Origin of the sequence: Pseudomonas sputi (assembly GCF_021603585.1) — a bacterium.
In the GTDB taxonomy this organism is placed as follows: domain Bacteria; phylum Pseudomonadota; class Gammaproteobacteria; order Pseudomonadales; family Pseudomonadaceae; genus Aquipseudomonas; species Aquipseudomonas sputi.
The window spans coordinates 1-17,639 of record NZ_BQHI01000024.1; the positions used below are offsets into that span (position 1 = coordinate 1).

Consider the following 17,639-nt stretch of genomic DNA (forward strand, 5'->3'; position numbering starts at 1 on the left):
GGGATGCGAAGGCTGAAGCCTGTTGGGCCTTTTCTGCTTCGTTGCTGCTGGGGTTGATGGCTTGTTGTCTGGCAAACAATGGCAAATTGCATAGGTGGTTGCGCAGTAGAAACGTAACGAAACAATCTTCCTATCCCAGTGAGTGGTTCTGCGCTTTCGCTCAATATGACCGATTCATCACCCTTCATCTGGAGGATGAAAGGCGCGTTCTAGGCTGGCCAGTCGAGTGGCCACCGGAGTCGAACACCGGGCAGTTTTTGATGAGGTTTCCACGCTGGCTCAACGAAGAGGTCAGATTGGATCCTATTGGCGCCGAATTTTTGCTGATAGATTCCGCGAAGGTTAAATGGGTTGAATTCAGCCCGGCATCAGAGGGTTCATCATGACCGCCAGAGCACCGCAACCAATGCCAGAACATCTGGAGCGACTTTTCGTAGGGCCCGACGGGAAGCTGTTGGAGAAACCATTGATCACGGGCCCAAAGGCACCCCCACCGCTGAAGTACCCCCCGTCACCGCAAGCCCGCTACTAACCCCATCCATCCTTCACCGCCCGGCGAATGCTCTCCGGCAACATCGCAAACGCCGGGTTGTCGTTGTTCTCCCGCCAGATCAGATGCAGCTCGCTCTGCAAACCCTCGCCCAGATCGATCTCGCGAAACACCACATTCCTGGACACCACGCTGGTCGCGCAACGCGGCACCAAAGCCAGGCCCATGCCCGCGTTGACCGGCTCCAGCAACGGCGTGCTGACGATGCCCGGATCGATGCGCCGGGCGCGCAGCACGTCGATTCTCCGTACAAACCGGACAACTGGGGCGAGGCGCTGAACAGCGTGCAGATTGTCCTCGCCGATCACCATTGCTGGGGCGGTCTGTGCGACACCCAGACCCTGGCGAAAATGTGCGACACCTTCGGTCTCGGCGTATCGATGCATTCCAGTTCGCACCTGGGCATCAACCAGACGGCGCCCTCTGCTGTTTCAGAGCGTGCGCATCAACCAGTCACGAAACGCCTTCAGCGATGGCAAGGATTCGTTGCGCGCCGGGTACACCAGGTAATAGCTGCGTCGGCTGCTGATCGGTTCGCCGAGTTGCAACAGCTCGCCGTTGTGCAATTCATCTTCGACCAGAATCCTTGGCACCAGCCCGATGCCGATATTGGCGCGCACGGCCTGGATCAAGTGCGAGGTCATCTCGAAACTCGGGCCGATGCGCATGCTGCGATGGGGCAGGGCGTGATGGCTGAACCATTCAGACCAGGCCTGAGCGTTGCTGCTGACGTTGAGCAGCAGTTGCCCGGCGATGTCCTGGTCGGCCGCACGGCGTTCGGCATCGGACAGCTGCGTGCTGGCGATCACCACCAGTTCTTCGGTGTGCAAACGGTGGGCGGTCAGCCCCGGCCAGTCCCCGCCACCGACGCAAATCGCCGCGTCGATTTCGCTGGTGTCGAAGTCGATGGTCTCGATGCGTGAATGCAGGTGCACCGTCATGCCTGGGTGCGCGGTGTAGAAATCCTTCAGGCGCGGCAACAACCATTTCGAGCCGAAGGTCGGCAGGGTCGCCAGGCGCAAGCTGTGAATCCCCGAGCCAAACGCCATGGCCTGCAACGTCGCGCTGCGGATCTGGCCGAGGGCTTCGGACAGTTCGCGCTGATACATGCGCCCGACGTCGGTAAGGATCACCCGTCGGCCTTCGCGGCTGAACAGGCGCATGCCGAGCATCTTTTCCAGGATCTGCACCTGACGGCTGACCGCACTCTGGGTCAGCGACAGTTCGTGGGCGGCGCGGGTGTAGCTTTCATGGCGCGCGGCGGCTTCAAACGCCAGCAGCAACGACATCGAGGGGGTAAGGGTTCGCGGATTCATTCGTTTTAGTCATGGATTGCGGGTCGATTTTACGGTTGTCCCGACATCGCTCTGCAATGAACATAAGGCCTATGAGAGGGCGGGAGCGTGACGCAATCATTCCTTGCGCACAACTGTTCACCGCCACACGGCCCGTTTTTGACCGAGATTGCACTTCCGATGATTGCCCAGCTGTCGCCTTCCACCGCGTTGAACACCGATTACCAGCAGTTTCTCAAAGCCCTTGAAACGGGCGGTTTTCGCGGTGAAATCAGTGCCGACTACGCCAGTCGCGTGGTGCTGGCCACCGACAACTCGATCTATCAGCGCTTGCCGCGAGCGGCGGTATTCCCGCGTGATGCCGACGACGTGGCGCTGCTGGCACGCCTGATCGCCGAACCGGCGTACCAGAAAGTGGTGATCACCCCTCGCGGTGGTGGCACCGGCACCAACGGCCAGTCGTTGACTGACGGTATCGTCGTCGACCTGTCACGGCACATGAACCGCATCCTCGAAATCAACGTTGAACAGCGTTGGGTGCGCGTGCAGGCTGGTGTGGTGAAGGATCAACTGAACGCTGCGCTGAAATCCGCCGGGTTGTTTTTCGCCCCGGAACTGTCGACCTCGAACCGCGCCACCGTCGGCGGCATGATCAACACCGACGCCAGCGGCCAGGGCAGTTGCACCTACGGCAAGACCCGCGACCATGTGCTGGAACTGCACATGGTCCTGCGCGGTGGCGAGCGCTTGCACGGCCGTCCCTTGGAAGAAAGCGAGCTGGCAGCGGAATGCGCCCGTGAGGGGCGGGCCGGCGAGGTGTATCGCTGCGCGCGGCAGATCATCGATGAGCAGGGCGAGCTGATCCGGGAAACCTTCCCCGACCTCAACCGCTGCCTGACCGGCTACGACCTGGCGCACCTGCGCGAGGCCGACAACCGTTTCAACCTCAACAGCGTGCTGTGCGGCGCCGAGGGTTCGCTGGGGTTTGTGGTCGAGGCCAAACTCAACGTATTGCCGATCCCCAAGCACACGATGCTGGTCAACATTCGCTACGCCGGCTTCATGGATGCCTTGCGCGATGCCCGGGCGTTGATGGCGCTCAAGCCGCTGTCGATTGAAACCGTCGACTCCAAAGTGCTGTTGCTGGCGATGCAGGACATCGTCTGGCATGGCGTCGCCGAGTACTTTCCGGAAAGCGCCGAGCGACCGACGCTGGGGATCAACCTGGTGGAGTTCTGCGGCGACGATCCCGAGGAGCTGCAACGCCGGGTCGAGGCCTTCGTCCAGCACTTGGGCAACGACGCCACGGTCGAGCGCCTGGGGCATACGCTGGCCGTCGGGCATGCGGCGGTGAATCGTGTCTACGGCATGCGCAAACGCGCGGTGGGCCTGCTCGGCAACGTCGCCGGTGAAGCACGGCCGCAGCCGTTCGTCGAAGACACCGCCGTGCCGCCCCAACACCTGGCCGAGTACATCGCCGAGTTGCGCGACCTGCTCGACAGCCACCAATTGCAGTACGGCATGTTCGGCCACGTCGATGCGGGCGTGCTGCACGTGCGGCCGATTCTCGACATGAAGGATCCGCAACAAGCCGCACTGGTGCGTCCCGTTTCGGACGGCGTCGCCGCGCTGACCCAGCGTTACGGCGGCCTGCTGTGGGGCGAACATGGCAAGGGGCTGCGCTCGGAATACGCACCGGCCTTCTTCGGTGATTTGTACCCGGCGTTGCAAGCCTTGAAGGCGGCGTTCGATCCGTTCAACCAGTTCAACCCCGGCAAGATCGCCACGCCGGATATTCCCGGCGCGGCCTTGCTGAAGATCGATGAAGTGACCCTGCGCGGCGAACTCGATCGGCAGATCGACGAGAAAGTCTGGCAGGACTACGGCGCAGCGATGCACTGCAACGGCAACGGCGCCTGCTACAACTTCGATCCCGACGACGCCATGTGCCCATCGTGGAAAGCCACCCGCCAGCGTGCGCAATCGCCCAAGGGCCGCGCTTCGCTGATTCGCGAATGGCTGCGGTTGCAGGGCGAGGCGGGGGTCGATGTGTTGGCCGATGCCAGCCGCCGTCCGCCGTTTTTCAGCACGCTGCTGCAGCGCTGGCGCAACAGTCGTGCGCAGGAACAAGACTTCTCCCGCGAGGTGTACGACGCCATGGCCGGCTGCCTGGCGTGCAAGTCCTGCGCGGGGCAGTGCCCGGTAAAGGTCAACGTGCCGGACTTCCGCTCGCGGTTTCTCGAGCTGTATCACACCCGTTATCTGCGGCCGGCACGGGATTATCTGATTGCTTCGCTGGAGTACACGATTCCGTACATGGCGCGGATTCCGTTTCTCTATAACGGTTTGATGGGTGCCTCGTTCAGCCGGCACTTGCTCGAGCGTCTTGGCGGCATGGTCGATGTGCCGTTGCTCAGCCGTTTCGACTTCCATGCGGCCATGCGTCGCTGGCAGGTTCAACCGGCGTCGGTCGAGGTGTTGTCGGCGCTGACTGCCGCCCAGCGTGAGCGCAGTGTGGTGCTGGTGCAGGATGCCTTCACCCGATACTTCGAGGCGCCGCTGCTGGCGGATCTGATCGAACTGATTTCGCGTCTCGGCTATCAGGTCTACCTGGCGCCGTTCAGCGCCAACGGCAAGCCGCTGCATGTGCAGGGTTTCCTCTCGGCGTTCAATCGTGCGGCGTTGCGCAATGCCGGGCAATTGCGCGCGCTGGCCGAGATCGGTGTGCCGTTGGTGGGGCTCGACCCGGCCATGACCCTGGTCTATCGCCAGGAATATCTGAAAGTCCCGGGGATGGAAAAATGCCCGGAGGTGGCGCTGGTGCAGGAGTGGCTGCTCAAGGTCATGCCGGAGCAGAACGATCAACGCCGCGCCGAACCCTTCCGCCTGCTGGCGCACTGCACCGAAAAAACCAACGCCCCGGCCGCCACCCGGCAATGGGAGCAGGTGTTCGAACGTGTCGGCCTGAAGCTGGCGACCCAGGCCACCGGTTGCTGCGGCATGTCCGGCACTTACGGACACGAAGCGCGCAATCGCGAAACGTCGGCGGTGATCTTTGAGCAATCCTGGGCGAAGCAGATCGAGGCGCCGGTGGAGAAGGGCGAGGCGCTGGCGACCGGGTACTCCTGTCGCAGTCAGGTCAAGCGCCAGGCCGATCGACAATTGCGCCATCCGTTGCAGGTCGTGCTGGAAATCCTGCGTACCGCGTGATCGCTGTTTGAGAAGCGCTAGCGATTGGATCGGTTTTTCGTGTTATAAAGTAACGCAAATTTTACGGCCGCTTTCGGGCGGCTGCATCGATCAACCTTTCGATTGCGATACTTCCATGACGATTGCGGTTCCCCGTTCTGCCCCCTCGGCGACTGGCCGGTTGCTGTCTATTGATGCGCTGCGTGGCCTGGTCATTTTGTTCATGTTGCTGGACCACGTGCGCGAAACCTTCCTGTTGCATCGTCAGGTCACTGACCCGATGGACATCGCCAGCACGGAGCCGGCGCTGTTCTTCAGCCGCACCCTTGCGCACTTGTGCGCGCCGGTGTTCGTGCTGCTGACCGGCTTGTCGGCGTGGCTGTTCGGCGAGAAGTATGACGGCAAGGCTGACGTCAGTGCCTTCCTGTTCAAGCGCGGTTTGTTTCTGGTGGCGCTTGAATTCACCCTGGTGAATTTCGCCTGGACATTCCAGCTGCCACCGACCGTGATCTACCTGCAAGTGATCTGGGCGATCGGCTTGAGCATGATCGCGCTGTCGCTGCTGGTCTGGCTGCCACGCGGGCTGCTGTTGACGCTGAGCCTGGCGATCATCGCCGGGCACAACCTGCTCGACGGACTGCACTTCGCAGCCGAGTCGGCGCTGCACATACCGTGGGCGATCTTGCATGACCGCGGCTGGATCGAGGCGGGCGAGAGCTTGCGTCTGCGTACCTCCTACCCGTTGCTGCCGTGGATCGGCGTGATCGGTCTGGGTTACGCGTTGGGGCCGTGGTTCGCTCGCGCAGCCGATGCAGGCGTGCGCCAGCGCCGCTTGTGGGTCGGTGGCGTCGCCGGCCTGCTTGGCTTTGTAGCACTGCGGATGGTCAACGGTTACGGCGAGAAAACCTGGGCCTTCGGTGACAGCGGTGTGCAAACCCTGATGAGCTTTTTCAACATCACCAAATACCCGCCGTCGCTGTTGTTCATCACGTTGACGGTGAGTGTTGGACTGCTGCTGTTGCTGGTGTTCGAGCGCGCGCAGGATCGACGCTGGATTCGCTGGCTGACCGTATTCGGGTCGGCGCCGATGTTTTTCTATTTGCTGCACCTGTATGCGCTGAAGGTGCTGTACCTGATTGGCGTGGCGCTGTTCGGGCTCAATCAGGGCACGCATTTCGGTTTTTCATCGGTGACGGCGGTGTGGCTGGCGGCAATGGTGCTGGCGGTCGCGCTGTTCCCGACCGTGCGCTGGTTCTCGGAATTGAAGGCCCGGCGCCGCGACATTACCTGGTTGAAATATCTGTAAAGCGGCTCAGCCCGTTTTGCCATCGCGGGCACGGATTTTCAGGACTGACACACAACCTGTGGGGGCGAGCTTGCTCGCGATGGCGGCCTGACATTCAACAGCAATGTTGATTGTGAAGGTGTCATCGCGAGTAGGCTCGCTCCCACATGGTTTTTGGCTATGGGATCAGCGGCGATCCAGCCACACCGTCTGCGCATTGCAGAATTCGCGCACGCCGAAGTGCGACAACTCGCGGCCGAAACCGCTTTTCTTCACCCCGCCGAAGGTCACGCGCGGGTCGCTGGCGGAGTAACCGTTGATGAACACGCCACCGGTTTCCAGTTCGCTGGTCAGTTGCTGGGCCAGGGCGATGTTGGCGGTGTAGATCGTAGCGGTCAGACCGAACTCGCTGTCATTGGCCAGCGCTACGGCGTGGGCGCAGTCGCGGGCGGTGATGATCGAGGCCACCGGGCCGAACAGTTCCTGCTTGAACGAGGTCATGCGGTCGGTGACGTCGGCCAATACGGTTGGCTCGTAGTAGTTGCCCGGCCCTTGAGCCTTGCCGCCGCCGAGCAGCAGGGTGGCGCCTTCTTCGAGGGTGTCGCGCACTTGTTGATCGAGTTCGTCGCGCAGGTCGAAACGGGCCATCGGGCCGATGTAGTTGTCGGCGGACAACGGATCGCCCATCTTCAACTGGCGGGTGGCTTCGACGAATTTGCGGGTGAACTCTTCAACCACGCCTTCTTCGATGATCAGGCGCTTGGCGGCGGCGCAGACTTGCCCTGAGTTCTGGTAACGACCGATCACGGCGGCTTGTACGGCTTCGTCGATATCGGCGTCATTGAGCACGATGAACGGATCGGAGCCGCCCAGCTCCAGCACGCATTTCTTCAGCGCGGCACCGGCCTGTGCACCAATGGCCATGCCGGCGCGGACGCTGCCGGTCAGGGTTACGGCGGCAATGCGTGAGTCGGCGATGGCGGTCGAGACGCCTTCCGGGGTGACGTTGATCACCTCAAACACGCCATCGGCAAAACCGGCGCGGGTGAAGGCGTCGCGCAGCAGGTAGGCGCTGCCCATCACATTCGGCGCATGCTTGAGCACGTATGTGTTGCCGGCGATCAGCGCCGGGACGGCGCCCCGCAGCACTTGCCAGATCGGGAAGTTCCACGGCATCACGGCGAGGATCGGGCCGAGCGGACGGTATTCGATGCGCGCCTTGCCGCCTTCGACCAGCGTCGCTTCTGCGTTGAGCATGGCCGGGCCGTGTTCGGCGTACCACTCGCAGAGCTTGGCGCATTTCTCGATCTCGCCACGGGCCTGGGTGATCGGCTTGCCCATTTCCAGGGTGATCATGGTCGCCATGGCTTCGCTGCTGTCACGCAAAGCACCGGCCAGCGCGGTCAGGGCACGGGAGCGATCCTGCAGCGGCTTGCGCTTCCACTTGTTGAAGCCGAACGCGGCGCGGGTCAGTGCAGCGTCGAGAACTTCGGCGGATTCGAAGGCGTAGTGACCGATCTGCTCGCCGGTGGCGGGGTTGATCGAAATGGCGTGGGTCTGGCTGGAAATCGGGCTCATGGCATCGTCCTGCGAGGTCAGTGGATGCGCTCAGAGTAGGGTGGCGTTTGATTTCTGGAAACTGAATAATAAAGAGTGTTTCTTTCACGATTGGAGAATGACTGTGGATCTGGTGCAACTGGAAATTTTCAAGGCCGTTGCCGAGCACGGCAGCATCAGCGCTGCGGCGGCGCAGATCCATCGCGTGCCGTCGAACCTGACGACCCGCATCAAGCAGTTGGAGGAAGATCTGGGTGTCGATCTGTTCATCCGCGAGAAAAGCCGCCTGCGCCTGTCACCGGCCGGCTGGAGTTTTCTCGAGTACGCGCGGCGCATTCTCGATCTGGTGCAGGAAGCCCGCGCTACGGTGGCCGGCGAGGAACCGCAAGGCGCGTTCCCGCTGGGGTCTCTGGAAAGCACCGCGGCGGTGCGCATTCCCGGATTGCTGGCGACCTACAACCAGCAACACCCGAAGGTCGATCTGGACCTGTCGACCGGTCCGTCCGGGACGATGATCGACGGAGTGCTGTCCGGGCGCCTGGCGGCTGCGTTCGTCGACGGCCCGGTCTTGCACCCGGCACTGGAAGGCATACCGGCGTTCGAAGAAGAAATGGTCATCATCTCGCCGCTCCATCACGGGCCGATCCAGCGTGCTGCGGACGTGAATGGCGAAAACATCTACGCGTTTCGCTCGAACTGCTCCTATCGCCATCACTTCGAAAAATGGTTCAGCACCGACGCTGCGGTGCCCGGCAAGATTTTTGAAATGGAGTCCTATCACGGCATGCTCGCCTGCGTCAGCGCGGGCGCCGGCCTGGCCCTCATGCCGCGCAGCATGCTGCAGAGCATGCCCGGCTGCGCAACGGTGAGTGTCTGGCCGCTGGCGGCGGATTTTCGCTATTTGACGACGTGGCTGGTGTGGCGACGGGGCACGGTGTCGCGCAGTCTGAGTATGTTTGTGCGTTTGCTGGAGGAGCGCGGTGTGGTGCGTGCAGAAGAGAATTGATGCTTTGGGTCCGGGTCTTCTCGATGAAGACCTGCTCCCTTGCTTGAAAGGCTTGCCCGGTTCGGTGATTTGCCGAACCGGGCATTTTTCATTGGCCGTCGACGCTGCGGGGCAGGTCGAGTGGATGGGCGTCGCGCAACACTTCCGGCAGCAAGGCATCGGGAAAGCCCTGATACGCCACCGGCCGCAAAAAGCGCTCGATCGAAGTCATGCCAACCGAGGTGAAGCGGCTGTCCGACGTCGCCGGGAATGGGCCGCCGTGCACGGTGGCGAAGGTCACTTCCTGCGGATGGGCGAAGGCGTTCACCACGATGCGTCCGGTGCGGCGTTCGAGAATCGGCAGCAGGCGTCGAGCCAGATCCAGATCGCGGTCTTCAAGGTGAATGGCTGCGCTCAGTTGGCCCTTGAACGAACGTGCAACGGCCAGCAATTCTTCTTCATCATTGACCGTCACCAGCAATGCAGCAGGGCCGAACACTTCATGGGCCAGCGCGGGTTCGTTGAGAAAGTGCTGGCCACTGACTTCCAGCAACGCCGAGCGCCCTGCAAACTGGCCATCCGTTGGCGCGCCAACCGCCACCGGATTCGCCCCCACGCTTTCCATTGCCACCAGCCCTTTGACGTATGAACCGTGTATTCCCGGTGTCAGCATCGTACGCGCCGGCGCTTCGCTGACTCGCTTGATCATGGCGCTGCGCAGCGCTTGCAGACCTTCGCTCTCGACCGCGATCAGGATCGATGGACACAAACAGGCTTGGCCGACATTCACCAGCATTCGCTCGACAAAGCCATCGCCGATCTCACTGCCACGCGCGGCCAGCGCGGCGGGCAAAATGAAGGTCGGGTTGACGCTGGTCATTTCGGTAAACACGGGGATCGGATCAGGCCGTAATTGAGCGCGGCGATAAAGCGCCATGCCGCCCACCTCAGAACCGGTGAAGGTCACCGCTTTAATCAAAGGATGATCGACCAGCGCCTCACCGATGGCATTGCCGCCACCGCGCACCATGGAGAAAACCCCTTCATGCAAGCCATGCGACTGCACCGCTTTACGGATGGCGCGCGCCTGGATTTCCGAGGCGCCGGGATGCGCGTTATGGGCCTTGAGAATCACCGTCGCACCGGCCGCGAGCGCCGACGCCGTATCACCGCCAGCCACCGAATAGGAGATCGGAAAATTGCTCGCACCGAAGATCGCCACCGGGCCGATGGCGATTTTCTGCAGGCGATGATCCATCCGTGGCCGTGGCTGGCGATCAGGTTGTGCCGGGTCGATTGCCAGCTGCAGGAAGCGCCCCTTGCGCACCACTTCGGCGAACTGGCGGAACTGGGTCGCAGCTTTGGCGGCTTCGCCTTCCAGTTGCGCCTGAGGCAGACCGGTTTCCAGGGCGGCGCGGGCGGCCAGTTCGGCGCGCACGGCATCGAGGTTGTCGGCGATGGTTTGCAGAAACGCTGCACGTTCGGTCAGTGACGTATGGCTGTAGCTGTCGAATGCTGCGTCGGCCAGGGTTGCCGCTTGATCGACCTGGGCTGCGCCACCTAAGGCGAATTCTGGCTCGATCAGCATGTGGGTCGCCGGATTCAGCGCCTTCATCGTGCCCTCGGTGGCGGGGACGTCGGCGGCCCCGATCAGCAGATGTCCGGTCAGATTCATTTTGCGTCACCACGCGCCTGGAGGCTGGCGATCAGCTCATCGGTGGTGGTGATGACATGGGCGAACGTCGGGCCGTTGAGTTCGTGGGCGGCGTGCATCATTTCCTCTTTGAACGCAGCGGTCGCATCGCGCACCAGGGTGACGTGGTAGCCGAGTTCCGATGCGTAACGGGCGGTGGCTTCGATGCAGGTGTTGGCCAGCAGGCCGACGATGATCACGTGGGTGATGCCTTGCTGTTTCAGGCGAAAATCCAGATCTGTGTTGGCGAAACCGCTGGAGCCCCAGTGTTCCTGAACCACAATGTCACCGTCCTTCGGTGCGAAATCCGGGTGCCATTCACCGCCCCATTCGCCGCGCGCGAAGTGGTGCATGTGCATGATCTTTTGTTGGGTCGGGGTTGGGTGATCCCAGTTCTCGTAGTCGCCTTTGACCCAGCGGTGATGGGGTACGATGACGACCGGAATCGGCAGGGCCCGTACGGCGCGATCGAGTTTGCGCAGGTTGTCGAGCAGGCCATTCTGCTCGGCCATCGGTTTGAGCAGCGGAAAGATTTTGCCGCCGTCCGAGAGAAAATCGTTGTACGGATCGACCAGCAAGTAGGCGGTTCTGTCGAGCGGATAGAGAGGTTTCGACATGACGATGGACTCCGGCAATGAGAGTGATCGATGCTCAGGGCTTGTTCCCGCATCGTGTTGATATGATAATCATAGTAACTGTGAAAGAGGCAAGCCCTGATGGCTGTAAACGATAGTCTTCCCGATACGCTGTGCCCGATTTCCCGGGCCGAGGCGATCGTCGGCGACCGCTGGTCGGTGCTGGTTTTGCGCGAATTGTTCATGGGCAGCCATCGCTACGACGAGATCCTGGCCCAGACCGGCGGTACGCCGCAGATGGTCGCCGCCCGTCTGAAAAGCCTGGAAGCGGACGGGCTGGTCGAGCGCCGCTTGTACAACGAGCGGCCGAAACGCTACGAGTATCACCTCACCGCGAAGGGCGAGGCGTTTTACCCGGTGGTGATTGCGTTACGCGCCTGGGGCGAAACCTGGTGCAAATCGCCGGAGGAAGGGCTGGCGGTGAACATGACCCACAAGCACTGCAACCACAGCGCCGGCCTCGGGCCGCTGTGCGATCACTGCGGTGAAGTGTTGCGACGTGAGGATCTGATCAGCCAGCCGCAAGAGGCGTACGCCGCCGAACGACAGGCGCGGCGCGAGGCGTTCAAGGCGAAATAGACGGCTCCATCCAAAACAGAACGCCCCCCCGGATTCGAGGGGCTTCATGTGTCAACGCAGAACGGATGGCTTACAGACTGCCCGCCAGTTTTGCGCAGGTCCGCGCCGTTGATGTAGACCAACACCGGCCCGACGTACAGCGGCGTGTTCATGCATCGACCTGGAAGCTCCAGCCGATGTCGCACTGACCTTTGTGGATGGCGTAGAAGTCGATCAGGTTGATCGCGGTCCACGGCACCAGTACGACCGGCAGCACCAGCACCTCTTGTTGGGCTGATCATGGGCAAGGAAAGGGGAGAGATAAATGAGTAGTTTGTTGCGCCAGGCGAAAAAAAAACGAGGCTCTCCGGTCGGGTGAAAGTGCTCTGTTTCGGGTGTTTCAGTGCTACCAGCGACAATGCAGCTGACATCCATCGGTGCAGTTGTCTGTCGGTGTTGTTGCGGCTCGGCTGCGGACTTGAATCCAGCAACCAGACCGGTTTTTTTCAGAGGCGAATCGACGCCAGCATCCGTTGCAGCATCGCATCGCAGGCCGTGAGCTGATCGGCGCTGACGAACTCGTCCGGCTTGTGACCCTGGTCCATGCTGCCGGGCCCGCACACCACCGTGGGAATCCCCACCGCATCGAACAATCCGCCCTCGGTGCCAAACGCCACGGTGCCGAAATCGTCCGAGCCACAGAATGTGGCGATCAATTGCGCAGCCTGGCTTCGGGCATCGGTGGCCAGCCCCGGATAGGCCGACAATTCGCTGAAACGGATAGCGCTCTGCTCGCTGACGGCCCGCATGCGCGGCAGCATTTGCTGCTCGGCGTAGGCTTTGAGTTGCTGCGCAACGACCGCCGGATCCTGCGAGGGCAGGGCGCGGATTTCGAAGTCGAAACGGCAATCGGCGGGGACGATGTTCAACGCCTTGCCGCCGCTGATTACGCCGGTTTGCACCGTGGAATACGGCGGGTCGAAACGCGGGTCGAGGTGTTCATCCTTGAGCTGTCGAGCGATGCGCCCCAATTCGCCGATCAGCTCGGCGGCGCATTCGATGGCGTTGACCCCAAGTGGCGCGTAAGCCGAATGACAGGCGTGCCCCTGGACATCGCAGCGCATGGCCAGTTTGCCCTTGTGCCCGAGCACCGGTTTGAGCTCGGTCGGCTCGCCGATGATGCACAGCAGCGGTTTGACCGGACGTTGCTCCAGCACCTTGAGCAACGAGCGCACGCCGAGGCAGCCGACCTCTTCGTCGTAGGACAGGGCGATGTGCACCGGCAGGCGCAAAGGTGCTTCGATCAATGACGGCACCAGCGCGAGCACGCAGGCGATGTAGCCTTTCATGTCCGCCGTGCCGCGACCGTAAAGCTTGCCGTCGCGCTCGCTGAGTGCGAACGGCGGCAGCGTCCACCGCTGGCCATCGACCGGCACCACATCGGTGTGCCCCGACAGCACGATGCCCGGTTGATCGGCCGGGCCGATCGTGGCGAACAGGTTGGCCTTGCTGCGCTCATCGTTGTAGATCAGCTCGCACGGCACATCGAAACTTTCGAGGTAGCTACGCACAAAGTCGATCAATTGCAGGTTGGACTCGCGGCTGGTGGTGTCGAACCCCACCAGCGTCTTGAGCAACGCGACGCTGTCGCTCATCGGTCGTCTCCGGCCACCCCGTAACCCGGCGCCTTGGCCGGATCGAGGGCGCGGTCGATGTAGTTCTGAAGCTGCGGGCGATAGGCGTCCCAGAGTTTTTGCAGTTGGCCGATCGGGTCTGCATCGGCCCAGTCCACCCGCAGATTGACGATGGGCCAGGTCAGTTCACCGACCACGACCACGGCGGCCGAATGCACCGGACCTGCTTCACCGCCCAGGGCCTGGGCGGCGTGCAAGGCCTTGATCAGGCGATCGGCCAATTGGCCTTCGCCATCTTCGAACGCGCTGACCATGGCTTCGATCACCGAGCGCCCGGCGAGCATATTGCCGGCCGCCACGCATTGTTCGCCGGACATGGCGTTGTGCACGCCCAGGGTTTGCGCGCCGCTGAAATGCGCGGTCTGGCCGAGGTGGTTGATCGCCGTGATCTGCCGGTACTGACTGTAGCCATTGCGGGTCAGCACCTTGTCCAGTGCAGCCTCGGGCGCCAGGCCTTGTTCCATCAGAACGAGCACTTCCGGGCCGAGCGATGGCAGGGTGATGTTCTGGCTCGACACCGCGCCGACACCGGGCAACAGCCACGGGCAGCGAGCGCCGACGGCGATGCTGGAGGAGCTGATGGCGATGCCGAACTGACCGGTTTCGGGGCAGCGGGCGGCGATGGAAAATGTCATGTGTGGCCTCCTTTCGCTAAGGTCGAATTACTCGGGAATCACCGCAACCACATCAATCTCCATCAGCCACTGTGGCTGACCCAGGGCCGACACCACCAGCCCGGTGGAGATCGGGAACACGCCCTTCAGCCATTTGCCGACTTCCTGATACACCGGCTCGCGGTAGCGCGGGTCGATCAGGTAAGTGGTGGTCTTGACGATGTGGCTCAGGTCACTGCCGGCCTCTTCGAGCAGTTGCTTGACGTTGCGCATCGCCTGTTCCGTCTGGGCGCGCGGGTCGCCGAGGCCGACCAGTTCACCGTCGAAACTGGTGCCGACCTGGCCACGGACATACACGGTGTTGCCGGCGCGCACGGCCTGGCACAGATCGTTGTCCAGAGTCTGGTTCGGGTAAGTGTCCTTGGTGTTGAACATGCGGATGCGGGTGTGGGTTGGCTGACTCATGTGCGGCTCCTGACGAAATCGGGCCCGGCGCGATGGGCGCCGGTATTGAAGAGGGAAATCAAGCGTCGACGGTGTCGACAGCGTGGTTGTGCAGCGCGGCTTCGCGTTGTTCGGCATCGCGATAGGCCAGGTATTTGCGCTGGGTGGCGATGTGATCGGCCACGTACCTGGCGTCGTGCCACACGCCCCAGATGAACGAGGACCCGCGTCGCGACTGCCACGGCAGACCGAGGAAATACACACCCGCTTCGCTGGACACACCGCGCTGGTGCTGCGGCTTGCCGTTGTCGTCGAATGCCGCGACGTTCAGCCAGGAATAGTCCACGGCAAACCCGGTGGCCCAGATGATCGAAGTGACGCCGGCGGCGGCCAGATCGAGATTGGCCAGCGGGTTCTTCACGCATTCAGGGTCCGGATACGTCGCGCGGGCTTCCGGTTCCAACGGCAGGTCGAGGCCGTTGCGTTCGATGTAGGCGTCGGCGGCATCCAGCAGCGCGAGGTAGTTCTCGTCGCCACGTTTGAGGTTGTCGCGCAGATCCTGTTTGAAGGTCACCACGCCGTCACTGAACGATTCGGTGACGCCAACCAGGGTCATGCCGCGATGGGCCAGACCACGGAAGTCGATAGTGCGGCCACCGTGGGCGCCGCTGACGGCGATGGTCACGTGCTCGCGGCCGGGTTTCATCGCGGCCTGGTCCCACTCGCCGAGCACGCCGAGCCACCAGCAGAAATCACGGTTGCGGTAAGCGCGAGGAGGGCGGTCGTGGGCGCCGACCGAGAGGTAAACCTGCTTGCCCGAGCGCTGCAATTCGTCGGCGATCTGCACGCCCGACGAACCGGCACCGACCACCAGCACTGCGCCGGCCGGCAGTTGCTGCGGGTTGCGATAGTCGGCCGAGTGAATCTGCAACAGACGCTCATCCTTCGGCGCAATCGCCGGGATCACCGGACGCTGGAACGGCCCGGTGGCGGCGACGACGCGGGCCGCTTCGATCACGCCCTCGGAGGTCTCGACGGTGAAGCCCGGACGCCCGACATTGCGCACCACGCTTTTCACATCGACACCGGTGCGGATCGGCGCGTTGAATTTTTTCGCATAGGCTTCGAAGTAGTCGGCGACGCGCTCCTTGTGGGCGAAACCGTCCGGATCGACATCATCGAATTCCATCCCCGGAAACCGGTCATGCCACGCCGGACCGTTGGCCACCAGCGAATCCCAGCGCCCGGTGCGCCAGCGTTCGGCAATGCGGCTGCGCTCCAGCACCAGGTGCGGCACACCGAGTTTGCTCAGGTGTTCGCTCATGGCCACCCCCGCTTGACCGGCGCCGACAACAAGCGTGTCTGTTTTTATTATTTCAGTGGTCATCTCTGATCCCTTCTCACGAGGCCGTTGAATTCAGGTCGCTGTCGACCTGTTCTCTGTGCTTGGGATCAGACTAGGGAGGGGGGGGGGATCGGTAAAATATTATTAAGCTGGCATGTGAAGATAAAAACGTGATGCAGAGGTCTGAAAGCCCCGTAAACAAGGGGCTTCGCCTTGGCACCGGAATCCGGGACAACGAAAAAAAGGGCCGTCGACAGGTGTGTCGATGGCCCTTTTCAATTGGCGCTTGATTTACATCCAACTCAACGATTGAGGAACGCCAGCAGGTCTTCGTTCAATTGCTGCGCATGGGTCACGGCGAAGCCGTGGGGGGCACCGGCATACACCTTCAATTCGGCGCCCTTGATCTGCGCGGCGGCGCGTTTGCCGGTGGTTTCGAACGGCACGATCTGGTCGCCGTCGCCGTGAATCACCAGCGTCGGCACATCGATTTTCGCCATGTCCGGGCGGAAGTCGGTTTCCGAGAAGGCGGTGACGCAATCCACGGTGCCTTTGAGTGAAGCGAGCAGGGCGATGTTCAGGGTTTGGGTCAGCACGCCGTCAGAGACCTTCTGGCCCTGATTGGTGCCATAGAACGGGGCGTTGAAGTCAGCGATGAACTGCGCGCGATCCTTCAGCAGGCCGGCCTTGATCCCGTCGAACACCGAGGTGTCCACGCCTTCAGCGAAGTCCGGTTTCTTGCCGAACAGCGGCGTCACCGCGCCCAGCAGCACCAGCCCGGCAACGCGCTCGCTGCCGTGGCGCGCAATATAACGGCTGACATCGCCACCGCCCATGGAGAAACCGACCAGGGTCACGTCACGCAGGTCCAGATGCTCGATCAATTGCGCGATGTCATCGGCGAAGGTGTCGTAGTCGTAGCCGGTCCACGGCTGCTCGGAGCGCCCGAAACCACGACGGTCGAAGGCGATGGTGCGGTAGCCGCGGCTGCTCAGGTATTCCATCTGGTATTCCCACATGTCGGCGTCCAGCGGCCAGCCGTGGCTGAACAACACGGGCTTGCCGCTGCCCCAGTCCTTGAAATAGATCTCGGTGCCGTCTTGGGTCTTGAACGTGCTCATGAAAACTCCTTGGGTGTGGACCTGCGTGAATGCCGTGAAGGCAGCGTTCACTATCGCGACAAAGCGCGTTGGCCACTTGTACGCAGGTGCTAAGTTCGTGGCGCATGGCGTTATCGGTTTTGCGATACGGGTTGTAAGATGCAACCGAATCGAACCTGCCGTTTTGCCGGAGACACCCGAAATGAAGCGCAAAAGCCTTGCGGGCAATGCCTGCCCGATCGCCCGGACACTCGACCTGATCGGTGACTGGTGGTCGTTGCTGATCATTCGCGACGCGCTGGAAGGCATCAGTCGCTTCAGCGATTTCGAGAAGAGCCTGGACATCGCCAAGAACATGCTGAGCACCCGGCTCAAAGGGCTGGTGGAGCGGGGCATCCTGCGCCTGGTGCCGGCGTCCGACGGCAGCGCCTACAAGGAGTACGTGCTGACGGAAAAGGGCCGGGCGTTGCAAACCGTGATCGTTGCGTTGTCGCAGTGGGGTGGTGAATTCATGTTCGAGCCGGGCGAGCCGGGGTCGGTGATGGTCGATGCGCAGAAGCGAAAGCCGATCAGGAAGCTGGAGCTGCTATCGGCCGATGGTCGCCAGTTGGCGCCGGAAGATATCGCGACAACTTCGACTGCGTACTGACACCTGCGTCAGACCAAAAAAAGCGCCCCGACGTTCTGTTCAGGGC

15 protein-coding genes and 3 pseudogenes are annotated in these 17,639 nt (G+C 62.1%); 7 read left to right on the top strand and 11 right to left on the bottom strand.

Annotation, left to right across the window (positions count from 1 at the left end):
• The coding region (locus L6D81_RS23590; RefSeq protein WP_236182141.1) for a hypothetical protein at positions 1–386 on the top strand (386 nt) is incomplete at its 5' end.
• Between the two features lie 142 nt (positions 387–528).
• Here L6D81_RS23590 and L6D81_RS23595 read toward each other — a convergent pair.
• Positions 529–786, bottom strand: a pseudogene (locus L6D81_RS23595) (type 2 periplasmic-binding domain-containing protein); the annotation flags it as partial.
• Between the two features lie 36 nt (positions 787–822).
• On the opposite strand from L6D81_RS23595, the pseudogene L6D81_RS29740 reads away from it, so the two are divergent.
• A pseudogene (locus tag L6D81_RS29740) lies at positions 823–984 on the top strand (enolase C-terminal domain-like protein); the annotation flags it as partial.
• Here L6D81_RS29740 and L6D81_RS23600 read toward each other — a convergent pair.
• Positions 982–1,866 carry a LysR substrate-binding domain-containing protein gene (locus L6D81_RS23600; RefSeq protein WP_236182142.1) on the bottom strand — a complete coding sequence of 295 codons (885 nt, stop codon included), beginning with the start codon at positions 1,864–1,866 and terminating at the stop codon, positions 982–984. The pseudogene L6D81_RS29740 and the gene L6D81_RS23600 sit on opposite strands and share 3 nt — an antisense overlap.
• A gap of 159 nt (positions 1,867–2,025) precedes the next feature.
• On the opposite strand from L6D81_RS23600, the gene ydiJ reads away from it, so the two are divergent.
• Positions 2,026–5,055, top strand: coding sequence for a D-2-hydroxyglutarate dehydrogenase YdiJ (gene ydiJ / locus L6D81_RS23605; protein ID WP_236182143.1), 3,030 nt, complete (start codon positions 2,026–2,028; stop codon positions 5,053–5,055).
• A gap of 115 nt (positions 5,056–5,170) precedes the next feature.
• A complete protein-coding gene (locus L6D81_RS23610) occupies positions 5,171–6,340 on the top strand; it encodes an acetyltransferase domain-containing protein (RefSeq protein ID WP_236182144.1) in 1,170 nt (389 codons plus the stop codon).
• A 165-nt stretch (positions 6,341–6,505) separates the two neighbouring features.
• On the opposite strand, the gene L6D81_RS23615 is transcribed toward L6D81_RS23610, so the two are convergent.
• Positions 6,506–7,897, bottom strand: a complete 1,392-nt coding sequence (locus L6D81_RS23615) for an aldehyde dehydrogenase family protein (RefSeq protein ID WP_236182145.1) — start codon at positions 7,895–7,897, stop codon at positions 6,506–6,508.
• Positions 7,898–8,000: 103 nt separating this feature from the next.
• Between L6D81_RS23615 and ptrR the strand changes: the two genes are divergently transcribed.
• Positions 8,001–8,882 (top strand): putrescine utilization regulator PtrR, encoded by an 882-nt coding sequence (gene ptrR / locus L6D81_RS23620; protein ID WP_039767672.1) that lies wholly within the window; start codon positions 8,001–8,003, stop codon positions 8,880–8,882.
• Between the two features lie 88 nt (positions 8,883–8,970).
• Here the strand turns inward: ptrR and L6D81_RS23625 are convergent, their stop codons facing one another.
• Together L6D81_RS23625 and L6D81_RS23630 are read right to left on the bottom strand one after the other, a co-directional pair.
• Positions 8,971–10,536 carry an aldehyde dehydrogenase (NADP(+)) gene (locus tag L6D81_RS23625; protein ID WP_236182146.1) on the bottom strand — a complete coding sequence of 522 codons (1,566 nt, stop codon included), beginning with the start codon at positions 10,534–10,536 and terminating at the stop codon, positions 8,971–8,973.
• Positions 10,533–11,171, bottom strand: a complete 639-nt coding sequence (locus tag L6D81_RS23630) for a cysteine hydrolase family protein (protein WP_236182147.1) — start codon at positions 11,169–11,171, stop codon at positions 10,533–10,535. Before L6D81_RS23630 ends, L6D81_RS23625 begins: the two co-directional genes overlap by 4 nt.
• Positions 11,172–11,270: 99 nt before the next feature.
• Between L6D81_RS23630 and L6D81_RS23635 the strand changes: the two genes are divergently transcribed.
• Positions 11,271–11,768, top strand: a complete 498-nt coding sequence (locus L6D81_RS23635; protein ID WP_236182148.1) for a winged helix-turn-helix transcriptional regulator — start codon at positions 11,271–11,273, stop codon at positions 11,766–11,768.
• Between the two features lie 62 nt (positions 11,769–11,830).
• Here the strand turns inward: L6D81_RS23635 and L6D81_RS23640 are convergent.
• From L6D81_RS23640 to L6D81_RS23665, 6 genes and pseudogenes are all read right to left on the bottom strand, one after another.
• Positions 11,831–12,030, bottom strand: a pseudogene (locus L6D81_RS23640) (cytosine permease); the annotation flags it as partial.
• Between the two features lie 223 nt (positions 12,031–12,253).
• Positions 12,254–13,402 (bottom strand): acetylornithine deacetylase, encoded by a 1,149-nt coding sequence (argE, locus tag L6D81_RS23645; protein ID WP_236182149.1) that lies wholly within the window; start codon positions 13,400–13,402, stop codon positions 12,254–12,256.
• Positions 13,399–14,076 (bottom strand): DUF1028 domain-containing protein, encoded by a 678-nt coding sequence (locus tag L6D81_RS23650; RefSeq protein WP_236182150.1) that lies wholly within the window; start codon positions 14,074–14,076, stop codon positions 13,399–13,401. The genes argE and L6D81_RS23650 overlap by 4 nt, the downstream gene beginning before the upstream one ends.
• A gap of 27 nt (positions 14,077–14,103) precedes the next feature.
• Positions 14,104–14,520 carry a RidA family protein gene (locus L6D81_RS23655; protein WP_236182151.1) on the bottom strand — a complete coding sequence of 139 codons (417 nt, stop codon included), beginning with the start codon at positions 14,518–14,520 and terminating at the stop codon, positions 14,104–14,106.
• Between the two features lie 58 nt (positions 14,521–14,578).
• A complete protein-coding gene (locus tag L6D81_RS23660; RefSeq protein WP_236182152.1) occupies positions 14,579–15,886 on the bottom strand; it encodes a flavin-containing monooxygenase in 1,308 nt (435 codons plus the stop codon).
• Positions 15,887–16,146: 260 nt separating this feature from the next.
• Positions 16,147–16,965, bottom strand: a complete 819-nt coding sequence (locus L6D81_RS23665; protein WP_236182153.1) for an alpha/beta fold hydrolase — start codon at positions 16,963–16,965, stop codon at positions 16,147–16,149.
• Positions 16,966–17,146: 181 nt separating this feature from the next.
• Here L6D81_RS23665 and L6D81_RS23670 point away from each other — a divergent pair, with 181 nt between their 5' ends.
• Positions 17,147–17,593 carry a winged helix-turn-helix transcriptional regulator gene (locus L6D81_RS23670; protein WP_236182154.1) on the top strand — a complete coding sequence of 149 codons (447 nt, stop codon included), beginning with the start codon at positions 17,147–17,149 and terminating at the stop codon, positions 17,591–17,593.
• The last annotated feature ends 46 nt before the right edge of the window (positions 17,594–17,639 follow it).